The 19,581-nt window shown below is 39.0% G+C and carries 11 protein-coding genes; 9 read left to right on the top strand and 2 right to left on the bottom strand.

The window, feature by feature from the left end; genetic code table 11:
• Nucleotides 1–35: 35 nt before the first annotated feature.
• Nucleotides 36–2,441: a TonB-dependent receptor domain-containing protein gene (locus OWEHO_RS02325; protein WP_014200848.1), complete on the top strand. Its 2,406-nt coding sequence runs from the start codon at nt 36–38 to the stop codon at nt 2,439–2,441.
• 580 nt (nt 2,442–3,021) lie between these two features.
• Nucleotides 3,022–3,465: an RDD family protein gene (locus OWEHO_RS02320; RefSeq protein WP_014200846.1), complete on the top strand. Its 444-nt coding sequence runs from the start codon at nt 3,022–3,024 to the stop codon at nt 3,463–3,465.
• A 3-nt stretch (nt 3,466–3,468) separates the two neighbouring features.
• Here OWEHO_RS02320 and OWEHO_RS02315 read toward each other — a convergent pair whose 3' ends face one another.
• Nucleotides 3,469–4,176, bottom strand: a complete 708-nt coding sequence (locus OWEHO_RS02315; RefSeq protein ID WP_014200845.1) for an RDD family protein — start codon at nt 4,174–4,176, stop codon at nt 3,469–3,471.
• A 49-nt stretch (nt 4,177–4,225) separates the two neighbouring features.
• Here OWEHO_RS02315 and OWEHO_RS17695 point away from each other — a divergent pair, with 49 nt between their 5' ends.
• The 5 genes from OWEHO_RS17695 to OWEHO_RS02290 are packed head-to-tail and all read left to right on the top strand — an operon-like array spanning nt 4,226 to nt 10,310.
• Nucleotides 4,226–6,088, top strand: coding sequence for a stage II sporulation protein M (locus OWEHO_RS17695; protein WP_014200844.1), 1,863 nt, complete (start codon nt 4,226–4,228; stop codon nt 6,086–6,088).
• Entirely contained in the window at nt 6,085–6,732 is a 648-nt protein-coding gene (locus tag OWEHO_RS02305; protein WP_014200843.1) for a hypothetical protein, read from the top strand. Before OWEHO_RS17695 ends, OWEHO_RS02305 begins: the two co-directional genes overlap by 4 nt.
• On the top strand, nt 6,719–7,948 hold the full coding sequence (locus tag OWEHO_RS02300; RefSeq protein ID WP_014200842.1) for a DUF4350 domain-containing protein: 1,230 nt from the start codon (nt 6,719–6,721) through the stop codon (nt 7,946–7,948). The genes OWEHO_RS02305 and OWEHO_RS02300 overlap by 14 nt, the downstream gene beginning before the upstream one ends.
• Nucleotides 7,945–8,982 (top strand): AAA family ATPase, encoded by a 1,038-nt coding sequence (locus OWEHO_RS02295; RefSeq protein ID WP_014200841.1) that lies wholly within the window; start codon nt 7,945–7,947, stop codon nt 8,980–8,982. Before OWEHO_RS02300 ends, OWEHO_RS02295 begins: the two co-directional genes overlap by 4 nt.
• Nucleotides 8,979–10,310, top strand: a complete 1,332-nt coding sequence (locus OWEHO_RS02290) for a DUF58 domain-containing protein (protein WP_014200840.1) — start codon at nt 8,979–8,981, stop codon at nt 10,308–10,310. Before OWEHO_RS02295 ends, OWEHO_RS02290 begins: the two co-directional genes overlap by 4 nt.
• 83 nt (nt 10,311–10,393) lie before the next feature.
• Here OWEHO_RS02290 and OWEHO_RS02285 read toward each other — a convergent pair whose 3' ends face one another.
• A complete protein-coding gene (locus OWEHO_RS02285; protein WP_014200839.1) occupies nt 10,394–12,958 on the bottom strand; it encodes an adenosylcobalamin-dependent ribonucleoside-diphosphate reductase in 2,565 nt (854 codons plus the stop codon).
• Between the two features lie 289 nt (nt 12,959–13,247).
• Between OWEHO_RS02285 and OWEHO_RS02280 the strand changes: the two genes are divergently transcribed.
• Both OWEHO_RS02280 and OWEHO_RS17690 read left to right on the top strand, forming a co-directional pair.
• Nucleotides 13,248–13,637: a DUF3224 domain-containing protein gene (locus OWEHO_RS02280; RefSeq protein WP_014200838.1), complete on the top strand. Its 390-nt coding sequence runs from the start codon at nt 13,248–13,250 to the stop codon at nt 13,635–13,637.
• Nucleotides 13,638–13,850: 213 nt separating this feature from the next.
• Nucleotides 13,851–19,559 carry an MBG domain-containing protein gene (locus tag OWEHO_RS17690; RefSeq protein ID WP_014200837.1) on the top strand — a complete coding sequence of 1,903 codons (5,709 nt, stop codon included), beginning with the start codon at nt 13,851–13,853 and terminating at the stop codon, nt 19,557–19,559.
• The last annotated feature ends 22 nt before the right edge of the window (nt 19,560–19,581 follow it).

Raw genomic sequence — 19,581 nt, 5'->3', positions numbered from 1 at the left:
CCCCTTCCCCATTTTATTATTCCACAAAAAAATTCATGTTGAAATTTAGTTTAAGCCTGTTTGCCTTATTAATGGCATCCATAGTGTGTGCACAAGAATTCACAGCTAGCGTGTCTGGTATGATAGAAGATGCCAGTTCCAAAACACCACTTCCTTTTGTGAATGTAGTTTTGAAAAAGACCGATGACAGTTCCTTTGTAGGAGGAACGATAAGCACGGAAAGCGGTCGGTATTCCATTTCGGACGTACCTCCTGGAAACTACTATTTGGAAGCTTCCTTTATCGGATATAAAAATCAAAAGACAGCGATTTTTGTAGGTAGCCTCAGTAAGTATTTGGAGGCAAAAACCATTTTCCTAACCGAGGAAACTTCCACATTGAGTGAGGTGCAAGTCACTGCAACACAAGCAGAGGTGAGTTCAATGATGGATAAAAAAACCTATGCAGTTTCCGATAACATAAGTCAGAGTGGCGGCTCCGTTTTGCAAGCAATGCAAAATCTACCAGGAGTAAGTGTACAGGAAGGAAAACTGGAACTCCGCGGCAGCGATAAAATAACAGTGCTGATAGATGGTAAACAAACAGCTCTGACGGGGTTTGGCAATCAATCGGGTTTAGATAATATTCCCGCATCGGCCATTGAGCGTATCGAAATCATCAATAATCCTTCGTCAAAATTTGATGCCAACGGCAGCGCTGGTATTATCAATATTATTTACAAAAAAGAGCAAAAAGACGGCCTTACCGGTAAAGTGGGAATAGCTGGAGGACTGGGAGCTCTATGGGTTAAAAAGGAAAATCTGCCAACCATAAGGCCGCAGTATGGGCAAACTCCAAAGGTTAACCCTTCCCTATCCCTAAATTACCGCAAAGGAAAAATCAATGCTTTTCTGCAAGCTGATTATTTATACACCGAAACTTTAAACAAAAACGAATTTGTAACGCGTACCTATGATGATGGCACAATCATACACCAACAAACCGTGCGCAACAGAAACACAGGTTTCCTCACTACCACCGGAGGCTTTGATTGGAATATTAATGAGAGTAACACCTTTACTATTTCAGGAATGTATGGGCGGGAAAAGATTATTGACAATGGGGATGAACCTTTCTTTAATTCCGATTATTCTGACAGGCTGAGACTGTGGCGATTTCTTGAGGATGAATTAAAAACCACAGCTATGGCTACGGCTATGTACCGTCACAAATTTGCAGAACCCGGACATACCCTGGATGTAAATTTTAACTACACTTTTCATAGAGAAGATGAGCAATACTTTTTTGAAAATATCAACCCCACATTTACTGGTAATGATCATTTCAAATTGCTGAGCGATGAAAAAGTTGCTGACCTAAACATCAACTACATAAAGCCTATTAAAAATGGTAGAGTCGAAGCTGGAGTTAAATATCGGAAACGGGATATCCCCACCAATATGCAATTCTTTCCCGGGCAAAATTCACCTCTGGATAGCAACGCAGGAGGCAAAGCCACCTATTCAGAAAATATCCCTGCACTATATGGTAACTATGTTTTTGAAAGCCCTAAGTATGAAGCTGAAATTGGCTTGCGTGTAGAATATGTTGACTTGAACTATCAAGTAAATGCACAACATAATACCTACAAAACGGATGGTTATAATTACTTTCAACCCTTCCCCAACCTACGCTTAGCATACAAGCTTAATACCAATAATAAACTTTCATTTTTTTACAACAGGCGTGTAGACAGGCCTGCTGAAGTAGACATTCGCATCTTTCCAAAATATGATGATGCTGAAATTGTAAAAGTGGGAAATCCGGCCCTTAAACCTCAGTTTACAAATTCATTTGAACTTGGATATAAAACCACTTGGAAAAACAGCTCTCTATATTCCGCAGCTTATCACCGTATTGTAGATGGTACGATTACGCGTATTTCCACAATCATCCCCGGCAGTACCTTGATTTATGCCATCTTTCAAAATGTAAACCGCAGCTACAATTCAGGAGTAGAATTAGTTTATTCCGAAAAGGGAGATGGGTGGTTTTCGTACAACATCAACTTGAACGCCTATCACAACCAGATTGACGCTTACACCGTAGAAAACCTCTATCCAACTCCACACACTTTTAGTGCAGGTAAGCAGGAGATAATTTCTGGTACCGCCAAGGCTAATGGTCTCTTTCGATTGCCAAGCAATTTTGAAGCTCAACTTACCGCCACTTATCTGGCACCTGATATAATTCCTCAAGGTAAAATTGATAGCCGCTTTTCATTGGATTTAGGAATTAAAAAAACCATTCAAAATGGTCGAGGAGAAATCTTCGTAAACGCTACTGATCTATTAAATACTATGATAATCAATAAGACTATAGAAAGTGATGGCTTTAGCTACACCTCTGCCAATTACTACGAAACACAAGTAATTTGCTTTGGCTACAGCTACAAATTTTAATACCACTTACAATGGACTCATCTCAAATTACTCCAAAACCGATACCACCACTTTCTCTGGTGAAAAGACTCCTGTGCAAACTCCCTTGGTTTTGCTCTTATTGCGGGAGACTCTATGTGAAGTGTCATTCTCGTACCCCAGATGGAGTATCTCCTTCTTATGCTCCTGGTAGATGCTGCCCCAATGGTCACGAGGGTTATGTAGATGAATTTTTGGGGCACTCAACAGTGAGACGTAAATTTGATTTGGTAAAAGATGATTCAAAATAAGTCGCCTTGTCAAAAAGTAATAACAAACCCATCTTAATTCACTTATTTTCATAATTTTAGCACACTCAATTCGGGGAATAAGTGGGGAACAAACTCTCTCAAAAAAGAAAATATTATTATATAAACAATTGATTATCAATGATAGGAAAAACACGTAAGGATTCAAGTCCTGTTCTGGGCACATTTTATTAACCGACCTAGTTCTGCATATTCAATCGCAAATAGGTCGGTTTTTTTATGCCTCAAAATAACCGCAATCTTGCGTCATTATTTTTCTTCACATATATTGCCATAATATTAAACTTAACTTTATGAACACTGAAAACATCGTATTAGAAGAAGGTCTTGATGGAAGTCCTTTAAAACCAACTAACTCAAACTTAGCTAGTACCGGACAGCGATTAGCAAATTATGTTATTGACCTCATTTTTATTTACATCATTGCAATCGGCATATCGGCTGTTTTAATAAGCACTCAGGGAGATCCTGGTGAAGGAGGTATTTTATACAATGTTTTGTTTTTACTTACGCACCTTACATACTACGTTATAGCTGAAGGTATTGGCGGAAAGACAATTGGAAAAATGGTCACTAGAACAAGAGTGGTAAATGAAGAAGGTGAAAAACCTAGTATTGGAAAAATCATCATTAGAACACTTTGTAGAATAATACCTTTTGAACCTTTTTCTGTATTAAGCTCAAGCGGTAAAATGTGGCATGATAGCCTTTCTAAAACCTACTTAGTAAAAGCTTGATTTTTAACGGGTAAGACTAATGTAATCTTTAATGATAGTTTGAAGAAAAACTCTTGAAGTATCTGAGGTTTCAACATTTAGATTTTTAGCAACACGAATAGCTAAATCATCGAGTAATTTGGTATAGCTATCATTAGTATACTTTACAGCCTGATCTAAACTTTCTTTGATAAGCACTACCTGTGACTCTTTAAGTTGAATTACCTGTGGATACTGGGGGGTATACTTAGATAACTTATTCAAATTAAGTATTCGCTGTAAAGGAACTCTCAATTTACGAGTTCTTATTACGGTGGTGTCTCCCAGCATGTCTCCTACCCTCTGGTTGCGAGGACTTGATGAAATCACAAGAGCGGCAAGAGCACCCGAAGTCATGTAAATATCTACCCATCTAAAAATCCATCTCATGAAATAATCATAGCCCGTAGGATACTGTCCATCTACACGAACTACCTTGAGGCCTAAAGCCATCTTACCTAATGATTTTCCATCGTTGAAAATTTCCATTAACAGACTATAAAAAAGGATTGGAATGGCGATAACCAATATTAAAAGTGCCGAAGAACTGGATCCTAAAGCAATAGCTAAAACTCCTACTACAAAACCAACAATTGCCAGATCTATTAAATATGCAATACTGCGATCAAAAACTGAAGCCGTACTATAACGTAAAGTAATGCCCTGTGTATTTTCAAACTCAAGAATATTCATTTTGTAATATTAAAAGTAAAAGCCTTTTTTTACCATCTGATTGCCTGATATGAAGGAAACCCAATTTGTTGACCAAAATAAAGCTAAATGGCTAGAGTTTGAAAAAGAACTAGCGCAAAGTGAGCCAAAGCCTCACCGAGTTTCTCATTTTTATGTAGAAACTATTGATGATCTTTCCTTTGCTCGCACACATTACCCCAACCGATTGGTTAGATCTTACTTAAACGGTTTGGCTGAATCTCTTTCTCTTAGAGTTCAAAAAAGTCAAAAAAATTATTTCAGAAATTTTGTGCAATTCTGGCAAAGAGATCTCCCTTTGATGATGTTTGAAGCACGTAATCAATTTTTACTTTCCTTCATAATTCTTGCTGTCTCCATAGCTATTGGTATTTTTTCTAGTATGCATGACTCTAGCTTTGCCAATTACATATTAGGAGATTCGTATGTAAAAACAACGCTCGCCAACATCGAAAAAGGTGATCCAATGGCTATATATAAGGATGAAGCCAGAGCCAACATGTTTTTAGGTATTACTATAAATAATATTCTGGTTTCGGTACGAACCTTTCTTTTAAGTCTTTTTGCCGGAGCAGGCACATTGCTGGTGATTATCTACAACGGTGTTATGCTCGGGGTGTTTCAATATTTTTTTATTGAACGGGGGCTTTTCTTTGAGTCCTTTTTAACTATTTGGCAGCATGGTGTTATTGAAATTTCATGTATTGTGCTTGCGGGCACAGCGGGGTTGGTGCTCGCTAAAGGCACCCTATTTCCGGGCACACTTTCTCGTTTAGACGCCTTCAGAATTGCAGGTAGAAAAAGTTTGGTGATAATGCTTGGCTTGATGCCACTACTTGTATACTCTGGAGCGGTAGAAGCATTTGTAACTAGATACACTGAAATGCACTGGAGCATTCGTCTGTTTTCTATACTTATCACATTTTCATTTGTACTGCTCTATTTTGTGTGGTACCCGCGCAAGGTGGCACAGCAACAAGAATGGCAATTGACATTTAAGGCTTACCTCCACCCTATTCAATTTTCAAGATTTTCTTTTACCAAAATTCAAAAGAACCCCACCATAATATGGGAGTCCATTAGAATAATGAATCTCCACAAAAAAACTATAGGGAGAGCCCTTGGTATACTTTTACTGGGTCTTATAAGTATACTTACCATTGCCCAGCATTCCACTTCTTCTTTCTACCTCTACCAAAGCAGTTTAGTGGGTATTGCCATGTTTTTTAATTATAGCGCTAGCCCTATTTTTCTTATCCACTTTTGTGTACTATTTACGGCCCTTGTACTAAGCCAAATGTTAAATTCTAAACATGCGAAAAATGCACCTTTTGGAACGAGTGCCTGGAAAAAAAATCGTGGTGCGATTATTCTAGCTTCTCTTGTCTTTGCCCTTATTTTTTCCTTTGGCTACAGTTATGGTTCGTTTGTAATTCTTACCCTACTCCTTTTCCCAGCAGTGGGATTATTTTTGGCAACACTAAATAATGAAGATGGAAAGTTTAATTTTCAAAAATTCTGGAAATGGTTAAAGTCCTCTTTCGGTAGGCTACTCAGCTTAGTTTTTATCTTATCAGCAGTTATTTTTCTTGGTAGTTTATTAATCCAATTCGTGTTTGGAGAGTTATTTCCACAACTCTTATCCAGCCTTATAAGTACGCAAGATCACTTTTCTTTTATCAATTATTTGGCATCATATCTAGCTATGGCAATATTGTTTTTTGCCTTTTACTTTGTACTTTTTTCTTCTATTGGTCTTAGTTTCTTTAGCATACAAGAAATACAAACCGCACAAAACTTAAAGCAACGCATTCACGAGAGTTTTCCAGACACAGGGTTTGCTTCATCGCAAAATGCAAACTTATTGAGCAGCAGCAAGCTAAACAGAGCATGAAGCATATAATCTACCTAACAATCACCTTCTGGTTTTTTACGCTCTCTGGCAGTGCCCAAAAAAATGACCGGCTCCGGCTCGACCCAGAAGTATGGGAAAAGTCTAAAAAAGAGGTGAGTTATGATCCTGTAAAAGAAAAAGAGCAAACGGCCCCGCAAACTGATAATAATACAAATTGGAATTTAAGCTTTATACAGCCCCTCCTATTTGGGCTCATCATTACCGTAATTTTAATTGCACTCATCATTGTTATTCGAAAATCGCGACAACCCGCGATTATAAAACCTGGACGTATACAAGCCAACACTTTAGCCGAAGCTGAAGAAAATCTACCCGATGTTACGCTGGACAAGATATATCAAGAAGCAATAGAAAAAGGAGAATTCAAATCTGCATTGAGAATCAAATTTTTGATGATACTCCAAAGTATGATTGACGCTGAAATGATTATTTGGAAAAAACGAAAAACAAACGAGCAGTATTTAAGAGAACTTACACAATCTGAACTTAAAAATTCATTCAACCATATTGTGATATTATACGATAAAATCTGGTATGGATCTGTTTCATTATCAGAAGATCAATACCATTTAGTAATTCAACGTATCAACTCTTTAAACGGGCAATTGCATGGGAAAGAGTAAAGTTGTTGCGATTGTATTCATCGGTATAGCCGGCTTGGCGCTCATACTCTACGTACTTTTTATGGCTATGCAGAGCAATTACTGGGGTGAGCGCTATAGTTTTACGGAAGACGAACCCTATGATCTAAATCTCTTTAAAATATTAGTTGACTCAGCCGCCAATGGAGAAAGTGAAGTTTTGTTCTCGCCCATAAGTGAATTGGAAGATACCACTACTAGCAAAACTTTAATTTTTATGGGTACTCAGCTGTATGCTGATAGCTTGGAAGCGCGCGACATTTTGAATTTTATCAGGCGAGGCAACACTGCATTTATCTGCACTCGGCAAATTTCATATGAAATTCACCAAGCGCTAGACTCAACCGACCGAATAGGAGATACCGAATATTATTATGACTTTTCTACTGAAGCTTGGTTAGAAAATCAAAGTCCACAAAAAAAGTACAACTTTGAATTTCGTGGTGCCTATGGTGAAGAAATCCGCTATTGGACGCATTTTGAAGACTCTCTTCAACCAGGTGAAAATGTAAAACTTTTAGGAAGTTTTAATGGCGATTCAGCAAAAAACCTCGAAAACTTTAGACAGGTGGATATTGGAAAGGGTTATTTATATGTGCATACTGATCCTTTGTTATTCACCAATTTATACTTGTTGGAAAATGACGGCTTTGAATATGCTGATCAAGTAATTAACCATCTACCCAATCAACCAATTATTTGGGATGAATACCATAAAGTTTTTCGCAGTGATAACGATGTGGCCAATAGTAAAACACCTTTACGATTTGTGATGCAACACCCTCCGCTAAAATATGCATGGTATTCTATTTTGGCAGCTGCATTACTCTTTGTAGTATTTCGCAGCAAAAGACAACAACGGATAATTCCGCTTATTCCTCGTGTTGAAAATACCTCTATAGCCTTCGCCCAATCATTAGGTGCGTTGTACTACCAAGCAAGTAGCGGACGCTATTTGGCCATAGAGCTCATGAAGCTTTTCAATAATTTTAACCGAAGAAAGTTTGGTATAAAGCGTACAAAAGACAATGATGGATTAGCCACTGAAATTGCTAAAAAAACTAAGGTACCATTAGATTTAATAGAGTCAATTTTAAAATTGGAGCGACAAATTGTTTACAATCCATCTTCTAAAATAAGAGACAATGTGGAGCTGTACCAAATGCTCACTGAATACTATAAACTGGTGAAAAAATGATTGAAGAAAAAAACACTCCTGAAGAAAATAATACTGAAGAAAGTACCACTTCTCCAATGAACAGTCCGGCAGTAGATACGGAACAAACAAGCAATGTAGTGCAGCAAAATGTAGCTGACATTAAAACTGAGCTTAATAAAGTACTGATAGGCATGGACAATGCCATTGAAGAAACACTTGCAGCACTCTTTACCAATAGTCATGTGCTTTTAGAAGGATTTCCCGGAGTGGCAAAAACACTTTTGGTAAAGCTTCTTTCACAAGCTATCAGTGTAGATTTTAAGCGTATACAGTTTACTCCCGACCTTATGCCTTCTGACGTTTTGGGCACCATGGTTTTTGATCAAAAAAATGGGGACTTCTCTTTTCACAAAGGGCCAATTTTTACAAATTTCGTATTGATTGATGAGATCAATCGTTCTCCAGCCAAAACTCAGTCCGCCCTATTTGAGGTAATGGAGGAACGACAGATAACTATGGAAGGAACTACCTATCCGCTTGCTTATCCATTTTTGGTAATAGGCACTCAAAACCCCATTGATCAAGAAGGCACTTACCGTCTTCCTGAAGCTCAACTGGATAGATTTGTTTTTAAAATAAAGGTTCCATATCCCAATGCTGAAGATGAGCTGGCAATTCTTGAAAGGTTTCAAAACGATTTTGACCGAAAAATTGAAGAAAACGTTTCCAGTATTTTAAACAAGGATAGCTTGAAAGAATGTGAAAACTACATTCAGCAAATTCATATCGACAAGCAAATTTTGGGTTATATCACTCAAATAATACAAGCCACTCGCAATCATCAATCTATATATTTGGGAGCTTCACCTCGAGCATCTTTAGCCATAATGCGAGTTTCCAAAGCCTTTGCAGCAATGGCCGGACGCAATTTTGTAAAGCCTGACGATGTACAACGTGCCTGCCACCCAGTACTCAATCACCGCCTTATACCTAGTGCTACTGCCGAGATGGAAGGTTTTACTACAAATGACATTATTGAATCTATTCTAGAAGACATTGAAGTTCCTCGATGAAGTTTTTAAAGCCTATTTTTCTTAAAAACAGAGTATTTTACCTTTTGGGTTTTGCGTCTTTACTATTTGCCCTTGGCTTTAGTTGGCCTTGGCTTGTATACATTGGTTTTATCACTTTAGCTACGTTATTTATCGGCATTGCGATAGACCTGCAAAACAGCGCTAAGCAAGCCCAATTTATTAGTATCAGCAGAAAAGTACCAAAACACTTCTCAATGTCTGATTTTAATGAAGTAAAGCTCTTGATCAAGAATACTGGTAGTCATTCGGTATCAATTAGAATCATTGATGAGTTACCCCTGCAGTTTCAAAAAAGGGACTTTGAAGTCTTGCAAAAAGTGGAAAGTGAAAGTTCTGAAGTTCACACTTATTCTTTAAAACCCCTCACTCGTGGTGAGTACGTTTTTCATAATACCAATGTTTTCTTTACTGGCAAATTTGGACTTGTAGAATACCGTAAAACGATATCAGCTAAGCAAATAGTAAAGGTATATCCATCATTTGAGCAAATGCGAAAGTTTGAATTAATGCTTTTTAATACCGGGCATACACAAGATGGAATTCGAAAAACTCCAAGAATTGGTCATGGCTACGAATTCGGAGATATTCGTCAATATGTACCGGGTGACGATCCTCGCTCTATCAACTGGAAAGCAAGCAGCCGCGTGGGGCATATGATGGTAAATAACTATCAAGAAGAAAAATCGCAAAAGGTATATGCTATAATTGATAAAAGCCGCGTAATGCGAATGCCTTTTGAAGGATTGAGTCTAATGGATTACGCGATTAATACCTCTCTCACCATTCTTAATATAGCTTTGCGTAACCAAGATAATGTTGGCTTAATTACCTTTTCGAAAGAATTAGAATCCTTCATCCCTGCACAGCGAAGAAACAACCAAATTCAAAAAATACTTGATAGCCTTTACGTTCAAACTGAAGGCGAATATGAGAGCAATTTTCAAGGTTTATACGAATCACTTCGCACAAAAGTCAAAAGCCGTTCTATGCTACTTTTGTTCACCAACTTCATGAGTCTAAATGCTTTGCAAAGAGCTCTTCCTGAATTAAAACGAATAAACCGAGATCATCTTTTAGTAGTTGTTTTCTTTGAAAATACGGAGCTTCAAAAATTTAAAAGCAACAAGGTGACAAACCTTTTTGACATTGCCTCCCAAACAATGGCTCAGCGACTAAGTGAAGAATTGGATCAGGTAATGTATGAACTTCAAAAGGTGGGAATTCAAACCATAAAAACAAAGCCTGAAGACCTTACTGCCAACACTATAAATAAATATCTTGAACTCAAATCAAGAGGGTTAATGTGATAATCCACGTGATTTCAACAAATAAAAAAGGGCTTCGCAAATTTTCGAAGCCCTTTTTTTTGTTCATCACTATACTCTAATTTCTACCCACATTTACTGTTTCCACAGCTTTTGCAAATAAGGCAGCCTTCCTGATAAATTACGGCATCCTCACCACATTCGCCACAGGTGCTTTCCACAGCTTTGGTACCATTAGGGATATATTTCTTTAGCGCACGCACCACACCGTTTTTCCAGGTATTAAGTGATTCATCACTCAAGTGTAAGTTTTCCACCATATGCACCACATCCAGCAATGGCATCCCGTGACGAAGTACTCCACTTATCAATTTTGCATAATTCCAAAACTCAGGGTTAAAAGACCTCGATAGCCCTTCTATGGTAATCCTAAAGTCATCTTTATCCTTATACTGGAAATCATAACGCGTATTGTCATCCGCGTCCTTACTCTTCATTACATAACCGGTTTTACACCAGTAAGGCAAATGAAACGAATCCTCAGCCCGTCCTGTAAATATTTCATAAGGACGATCATTAAGCAAACCTATTACGGCTAGCCATCGCTCTTCATTATTATTAAAACGAACCACATCAGCTTCCAAAATTTGCGGACGAGCCGGTGCTTTCTGCTCAGAAATATAAGCTCCTTCCTCCTTTTCTTCTTTTTTCTTATTTTCTACCAAAACGCCTGAACGGCTCCCATCGCGATAAATGGTAATTCCTTTGCAGCCGGACTCCCACCCGGTACGGTATATTTCATTTACCTTTTCTTCGGTTGTATCTTCTGGCACGTTTACCGTAACGCTAATGGAATGGTCTACCCATTTTTGCACTCTACCCTGCAGATGAACTTTATTTACCCAATCCACATCTCTAGCGGTAGAACCAGCATAAGGCGACTTGGCGATAATTTCATTCAGAGCATCTTCTTCCATCTGCTCTACTTCAGCAAGGTCGTAGCCATTAAGCTTTAGCCAATTGGCAAACTGGTGATGAAACACGAAAAATTCCTGCCAGTGATCACCTAAATCATCTACAAAGTCTGTTCGGGTATTCTTATCATTTGGGTTGATTTTTTTCCTGCGTTTATAAGACACCATAAATACCGGCTCAATACCAGAAGTAGTCTGCGTCATAAGGCTAGTAGTACCTGTAGGGGCGATTGTAAGAAGGGCTATATTTCTACGGCCATGCTTACTTATATTTTGAAGTAGCTCTGGATCGGTTTCCCCCAAGCGAGCCAAGAATGGATTTTCCTTTTCCAACTCCCAGTCAAATATTCCAAAGGCTCCGCGGTCTTTAGCCAATTCCATGGATCCACGATACACCTCAACAGCCAAAGTTTTATGTACCTCTTCAGTAAAATCAAGTGATTCTTCAGAGCCATATCTCAAACCTAGAGCGGCCAGCATGTCTCCTTCGGCAGTAATGCCAATCCCTGTTCTACGCCCTTGTATACATTTTTCTTTGATTTTTTCCCAAAGGCTAAACTCCGTACGCTTTACGTCTTCACTCTCCGGATCGGCCTTTATTTTGGCCATAATGGCATCAATTTTCTCAAGTTCAAGGTCAATAATATCATCAGCTATGCGCTGAGCTATTTTAGCGTGTTCTTTAAATTTTTCAAAATTGAAAGAAGCGCCTTCTGAAAACGGATTTTCTACATAGCTCAATAAATTGATAGCTAAAAGACGACAAGAGTCATAAGGGCAAAGTGGGATTTCGCCACATGGGTTGGTAGACACCGTCTCAAAACCAAGGTCTTTATACGAATCCGGCACAGACTCACGAATTATAGTATCCCAAAACAAAATACCTGGTTCTGCCGAAGCCCATGCATTATGTATTATTTTATTCCAAATAGAACGAGCGTCAACTTCTTTGGTTATTAATGGGTCTTTGGAACCAATAGGGAATGCCTGTGTATATTTTTCACCGCTTACAGCGGCTTTCATAAAAGCATCAGTGATACGAACAGATACGTTTGCCCCAGTTACTTTAGTTCCATCAAGCTTGGCATCTATGAAAGCTTCTGAATCCGGGTGGTCAATGGATATGCTCAGCATAAGTGCTCCTCTCCTTCCATCTTGCGCAACTTCGCGCGTAGAGTTGCTGTATCGCTCCATAAAAGGAACCACACCCGTAGCGGTAAGTGCAGAGTTTTTTACAGGCGAGCCTTTCGGCCGAATGTGTGACAGGTCGTGACCAACTCCACCCCTTCGTTTCATCAGCTGAACCTGCTCTTCATCAATCTTCATCACCCCTCCATAACTATCACTTGTTCCATCATTTCCTATTACAAAGCAATTTGAAAGTGAAGCTACCTGAAATTCATTTCCAATACCCGTCATCGGTCCACCCTGTGGAACGATATATTTAAACCTATTTAACACTTCAAACACCTCCGCCTCACTCATCGGATTCGGGTATTTTTTTTCTACACGCGCTATCTCAGCTGCCATTCTATGATGCATATCTTCAGGAGTGCGCTCATATATATTGCCATAAGAATCCTTAAGAGCATATTTATTCAACCAAACACCTGCAGCAAGTTCATCACCATCAAAATATTTACTGGCCGCCTCTAGAGCCTCTTCGTACGTATAACTCAATCTATCAGTCACATCCGCTACCACTTCTGTCTTCATAAATCTATTTTTTGGGGTGTATTATTTTCTTTAAAGAGTGACTATAAATATACTCACAGCCCCTTTTGAAACTCATCTTCCTTATAAACGAAATTAACAATGGTATGTTTCTAAAGTACTCAATCGCACTCCTGCAAAGGGATGCAGATATGGAAAACTTTTTCGGGTATTAATTTGGGAATTTTGCCCACTTTAGGTCTACCACTTCTAAACCTTTCATTTAGAGTTATTCACGACTAAGGTCACCATAGCGTATTTCTAATACATTTGAAATTCTAAATTATCACTTATGAAAGCCACCGGATCCTTTGAAGTAAAAATGACACCACTAGATTTTTCTGCACAAGCAAGTGATGGTGCTCAGCTTGGAAGAATGTCAATTGACAAAACATTTCACGGTGACTTATCAGCGCAAAGCAAAGGTGAAATGCTAAGTGCTATGAGCTCTGTAAAGGGCTCGGCAGGATATGTAGCTATCGAGCAAGCAAATGGTACCCTTCATGGGAAAAAAGGAAGTTTCATTCTTCAGCATTTTGGAACGATGACCAGCACGGATAACAAACTTATTCTAGAAGTAGTGCCTAATTCTGGTAGTGGAGAACTGGAAAATATTTCTGGAACTATGGCGATTATCATCAAGGAAGGAAAACACTTTTACGAATTTGATTATCAATTGTAAAACAGACACTTCCAAAAGCACCCACCCCATAACACCTTCATTACAAAGTTATTACAGGCATTTTCTCGATTATTAAAATCTGGTTTAATACAACAATGGACTATCCCTGATTTCAGGGATATCAATCTTACGCTATCGCGAAAAAGTGAACATTCAATGTTATGTCATTGAAAACAAGTACTTTTAATACAAGCAAAACCAGACCTTACAACCATGCAAACCTTTACAAAATGCGCCAGCCTTGGCAGCAATTGGAGTATTTCCTTTGGAAACAAAACATTCCTCGGACTTATTATTTTCTTAATCCCCCTATTCAGCACCTCACAATCATCTTCCATTATGGATTATGCAATTTTGGGAGGGGATTCTAATTGCGTAGCACCCAATGATTGTGGAGTTTCTTTAGGAGCAACCAATGTAATATTGGGGGGAAATGTAGGAAGCTATACTAACGTATCCACCTTATGGTCATTTACGCTTCAAGGAGGAATCTACGCAAGAAATGAAACTCACATTTTTACAGATGCCCAAGTGTCTGGAAGTATTTGGAGCGCAAATGCCAGGTCAAGCTCAAACTCTACTTTAACAGTTGGTCACCGTGCAAATTTGGCTGGTAATCTTTTCATAAATGGTGATATCATTATTCAACCCGGCTTTGTAATTGGGCAAGTAACCCATCCAGCAGGAACGCAGTACGATGGCCCAACTCCACAGGGTGGTGAAGTGTTGTCTCAACCTGTATTCGCACCGCTACCCAAATATCCTTTCGTAAACAGCTTCCCTCCCTTGGGATCAACTTCTATTTACAGTGATGCTAATATTACTCCCGGTTCTTATGACAGTATTGCCTTAAGTGGTGTAAATGAGCTTGTGTTTTCTGGAATTGGTGATTATGTGTTTAGCGCAATAAAAAATACTGGGTACAAAAACGTTTTCACCTTCGATTTTCAAAACGCCCCCACAGGTAACATCCGACTTCTAATTCATGGAGATGTAGACCTTGGGAAACTTGAGGTAAACATTATCAATGGAGGCGATGCTTCAAGGATTTACGCTGAAACGCACGGAACAGGCTCTTCCTCAAGCGATAGAAAAACAGCTTGGTATCAAAATTCGGGGTGGATTGGTACAAATAAATATTCAGAATGGAAAGGAACGGTTTGGGCTCCTTTCGGAGGTATTACTATTAGTAAAAACACAAGCCAAGCATTTGTAACCGGTGCACTTTTCAGCCCCAAGTTTGTAACCCTAAATAATGGTGTAACTTTTCAACATGTACCTTTCGCCTTTTGTGATTCTTCATTTGTTATCAATATTAGCACCCCTGACTCAGTAACCTGCAGCCAACGCAATGTTGTACTATTAGCAAATACCAGCGCTACAAATGCCACTTACAATTGGCACACGGCAAATGGAAATATTGCAAGCGGAGCCAATACGCTTAGCCCTACGGTAAATAAAGGTGGACTATACACGTTGACTGTTTCCCTGGCCAGTGGCTGCTCCCAATCTGTAAATGTGAATGTGCCCGAATCAAGCTGCATTATACCCTATTATCCGCCACCCACCGCAGGTAAATCGCCCAATCCTACTGGCTCTGAATTGGGAACATTGATTGACAATGCAAATTATAATGACACCGCTGGTAACATTTTCAGGTTAGATAATGGCGGGGTTTACATAGAGGTTATTGCAGTACAAGGACAATATCAAACGCTTCTTAGTTTGTTGCAATCACCAAGCTATGGTCTTACAAATGTGATTGATAATGGCCCTTCTTCATTGACTATAACAGGTCTGTTTCCTATCCAAAATTTACAAAAACTAGATAGTCTCCCCCTTCTTATCAATTACGTTCGTCCTCTCTTTCCCCCAGTTGTAAATAGTGGAATTGCACTAAGTCAAGGCGATAAAGCTCTAAGAGCTCCTTTTGCAAGATTAGGGTATGATGTTGCCGGTGAAGGTGTGAAAGTTGGAGTTTTGTCAAATAGCTACAATACTCAACCAGGAAATAAAGCTCCGACAGACGTATTGAACGAAGATCTACCCGGTAATGGAAATACTAAAAACCCAACTCCAATAAAGGTTCTTCAGGATTTCCCTTATGGAGTTCAATCTGACGAAGGCCGAGCCATGCTGCAAATAATTCATGATGTGGCACCTAAGGCTGAGCTTGCATTTACTACAGGTTTTTTGAGCGCTGGAAATATGGCTAAAGGGATTCTAGACCTTGCAGCAGATAGCTGTGACATAATAGTAGACGACATCACCTTTATTACAGAGCCCTTTTTGACCGATGGTGTGATTTCACAAACTGTAAATGCCGTGGCAGATTCGGGAGTTAGCTACTTTTCATCAGCTGGTAATTTTGGTGATAAATCCTATGCCTCCGCATTCAACCCAGCTCCTACTCCTAATAACATTCTTGGTGATGCTCATGACTTTGGTGGAGGCGATATTTTTCAAAGTGTAACTCTAGAGCCAGGCAATTATACCATCGTTTTGCAATGGCAAGATTCAGTTTATAGTATTGGGCAAACCAGTACCGGTACTAATAATGACTTGGACATTTATCTGACTGATGATTTAGGGAACACCCTTTTCGGTTTTAACCGAAATAACCTCAACAACGACCCCTTGGAGGTAATGCCTTTTACGGTGACTCAACACACACAGTCCAACATATTGATCGTTCGCGAATCTGGAAGTCAAAATGTATTTTTTAAGTACATCGTCTTTCAGGGCAATATGATTATTAATGAATATCAATCCGGGACCAGCACCATAGTTGGCCACCCTAATGCAGAAGGTGCAATGGCCGTGGGAGCTGTGCTTTATAGCAATACTCCAGAATTTGGAAACACACCTTCTGTTGCTTCATTTTCGTCAAGAGGTGGCACCCCTGTAAATGGAACAGCTCGTAACAAACCTGAGTTTTGCGCCCCCAATGGCGTGAATACCACTGTAAATATTGGTGGACCAAATATAGAATCGGATGCGTTTCCAAACTTTTTTGGTACCTCCGCAGCCGCACCACATGCCGCTGGGGTGGCCGCTTTGCTAAAATCAGCTCAAGCAAAATTTGAAAACCATAATAGCACACCATTAGAAATTAAAAACTTGCTTAGCAATACTGCTATTGATATGGGTGCTTCTGGTTTTGATAATGAAAGCGGCTCAGGATTTATTCAAGCCGATCAAGCCATGCTTTCTTTTGCTAACCCCAAGCCATCCGTATCACAGGTTTCATTTCTCGATACTACCCAAATTCCGGGAACGGATACTATAAGTGTAAACATCATCGGAGATTATTTTACACCTTCAAGTATAGTATTATTACGTGATGACACCGTCTCATCAAACTATATTAATTCTTCAGAAATTGCAGCGAATATTCCGCCATTTAATGGAAACCCACCAGTTCGAGTTTACAACAATCCCATCTCTTCCTCTCTTCTGGATGGTGGATTTTCAGATACCCTCCTCCTATTTTCTCCAACCAAAAAAAACGTGCAAATTGTTGTAAACAACAAAACCAAAAAGTATAGCGAAGCAGTTCCTCTTTTAACCTTTGAGGTATTGGTGGACAGCATTCCTTTTGATTCTGCTGGATATAGTCTTTATGATTTAGGTCTTGACAGTATTGATGTATTTACAACAGCCACCTCCACTAGCAATGTTGGAATTTATTTGATCCGTGCAGAAATGGACTCTCTTGACTTGAACATCCCTTATGAACTTGGACTTTCTGAGTTGTTCAATTATGAGTTTGTAGATGGATCGCTAACCATAAACCCAATGCCTTTAACCATTACTGCAAAAGATACAACGGTAGAATATGGTTATCCCTTAGGTGATTTCCATTTTGAATATTCATTTGAAGATTCACTTGTTGCCCCTTCTGAACTAGCTTTATTTAGCGATTCCATTGAGTATAATCACCAATCCAACTTAACGAATGCTGTGGCTGTAGTAAGAAGAAGTGCATACGGACGTGCAGTAGTAAATGCCGATCTACGTGGATTATCTTATGCCGCTAGCAGAAGATCTGTGGAAAACTCAAGAGCTGTGGCTTATGGAAGAGCCGTGGTAAACAGCGCCATTCAGTATGATACTACTTATTTTGTCGAGATTGCAGCCCAATCAATTTTTGACTATCAAACTTCACCAAATAATGCAACCCTGCTAACCGCTCCACGCCAGAGAGGATCTACACTATCTGCTTATGGGAGGGCTGTGGTAAATGCTAGAGCCGTTGCATATGGAAGAGCCGTTGTCAACGGTTATCCTTTGGTTAATGCCCAACCATTAGTGAATGGAATCCCTTTAATCAATGGATTAGATACCATTTCCGATAGTGGTGAGGTGGCTTTAGTTTTTGATGAAAATGATCTGGATACTTTAGGAACTGATAGTGTCTTTCGTTTCTTACCGATTAATTTAATAACTGGAACAGATGTAGGAGTTCATATTATTGTTCCTGCCCCCCTATTTAATGCAAATTATAATATCACCTATGAATTAGGGAACCTCACTATCACTCCTGCTACGCTAACCTTTAAAGTTGATTCTCTAACAAGGACATATGGGGACAGTATCTCCTTTTCTCACTCTACCAGCGGTTATCAGTATGGTGATGCAGATTCTAACGTGATTAAGAATATTCCCACCTACAAGATTTTAGATTCAAGTGAAAATTCAATAAGCACAACGCAAGTAGATGCGGGAACATACACCATTGTTCCAGATAGTTTAATGCTGGTGCAACCTACAAATTATGTTGTGCATTATGTGTTAGGAAAATTGGTAGTTAATAAAGCAAACCTTATCGTCACTGCAGAAGATACTTCCAAAATATATGGAAAACCTAATCCTGCATTCAACCTATCATATAATGGATTTGAATACAATGACGCTCCTGGTGACTTAACACTTCCTATCGTATCATGCCAAGCCGTTGACTCCAGCAGTATTGGAGTTTATCCAATTTACCTGCTGGGAGGAAGTTCAGGTAATTACGACATTATCCTCATTGATGGAATTTTGACCGTAAACCCGGCTGAGATTTATGTTACAGCTAGAGATACATTCGCTGAAGCAGGTTCTCCAGCGCCTCCTTTTAACTATGATATTTTAGGTGATCATTATAGTATAGATTCAATACTATCAGCACCAAGCCTCACATTAGGTTCAATGTATACTGGCGCAGCTGGTGTGTATGATATTAATCCATCTGGTTTAGTAATAGAACGTGCATCAAACTATTTGATCTATTACACCACCGGACAATTATACGTGAACCCAAAAGGTATTGGAACCCAAAAAATCCTACTCTCCTTACAGTGCGTTGATCAAATTAGTAACCACTCTTCAGGTTTTGATTATGTGGCCCACATTAGCTATAGCAATAGAAATAGCACTCCAATTTATATTCCAAAAGGAAAAAATAATGTGATACTTTCTGGGGGGCTAAATAGTGATGATCCAACTGAAATATTCCATGCGGGAAATGGCAGTAAGGATATCTACTTTGACGGATCTGGTTTTGCATGGTTTGTATTTTCCAATCAAAACAATAGCCTAAGCTATAGTTTGGTGTATGCTAATAATAATTCGCAAAAATGTATAGTTGCTAAGAAAAGTAGCTCACCAATTGAGTTAGCCGAGGAATATGCAACAGAGCCATCGATATATCCCAACCCAGTAAAAAATCATTTAGTTATAAATACATTCAACCAGTTTGCTGGCGAAGAAATATTCATTTATGACCTCAATGGAAAGCGTACGAATGAGAATTATATACTGACAAAGACTGATTTAGGAAATTACAAAGTAGACTTCTCTAACGTGCACCCCGGAATGTATATGGTTATTGTGCAGACCAAAGAAGAAAGGTTTACTTATAAGGTCATCAAGGATTAACTATCTTAACCAGATATTTATA

The organism is Owenweeksia hongkongensis DSM 17368 (assembly GCF_000236705.1).
GTDB lineage: Bacteria > Bacteroidota > Bacteroidia > Flavobacteriales > Schleiferiaceae > Owenweeksia > Owenweeksia hongkongensis.
This window is presented reverse-complemented; position numbering and strand designations above follow the sequence as displayed.

Excerpts from the sequence above, each read along its gene's own strand:
- OWEHO_RS02325 (WP_014200848.1), top strand. The coding sequence starts at position 36 with ATGTTGAAATTTAGTTTAAGCCTGTTTGCCTTATTAATGGCATCCATA.
- OWEHO_RS02320 (WP_014200846.1), top strand. The coding sequence starts at position 3,022 with ATGAACACTGAAAACATCGTATTAGAAGAAGGTCTTGATGGAAGTCCT.
- OWEHO_RS02315 (WP_014200845.1), bottom strand. The coding sequence starts at position 4,176 with ATGAATATTCTTGAGTTTGAAAATACACAGGGCATTACTTTACGTTAT.
- OWEHO_RS17695 (WP_014200844.1), top strand. The coding sequence starts at position 4,226 with ATGAAGGAAACCCAATTTGTTGACCAAAATAAAGCTAAATGGCTAGAG.
- OWEHO_RS02305 (WP_014200843.1), top strand. The coding sequence starts at position 6,085 with ATGAAGCATATAATCTACCTAACAATCACCTTCTGGTTTTTTACGCTC.
- OWEHO_RS02300 (WP_014200842.1), top strand. The coding sequence starts at position 6,719 with ATGGGAAAGAGTAAAGTTGTTGCGATTGTATTCATCGGTATAGCCGGC.
- OWEHO_RS02295 (WP_014200841.1), top strand. The coding sequence starts at position 7,945 with ATGATTGAAGAAAAAAACACTCCTGAAGAAAATAATACTGAAGAAAGT.
- OWEHO_RS02290 (WP_014200840.1), top strand. The coding sequence starts at position 8,979 with ATGAAGTTTTTAAAGCCTATTTTTCTTAAAAACAGAGTATTTTACCTT.
- OWEHO_RS02285 (WP_014200839.1), bottom strand. The coding sequence starts at position 12,958 with ATGAAGACAGAAGTGGTAGCGGATGTGACTGATAGATTGAGTTATACG.
- OWEHO_RS02280 (WP_014200838.1), top strand. The coding sequence starts at position 13,248 with ATGAAAGCCACCGGATCCTTTGAAGTAAAAATGACACCACTAGATTTT.
- OWEHO_RS17690 (WP_014200837.1), top strand. The coding sequence starts at position 13,851 with ATGCAAACCTTTACAAAATGCGCCAGCCTTGGCAGCAATTGGAGTATT.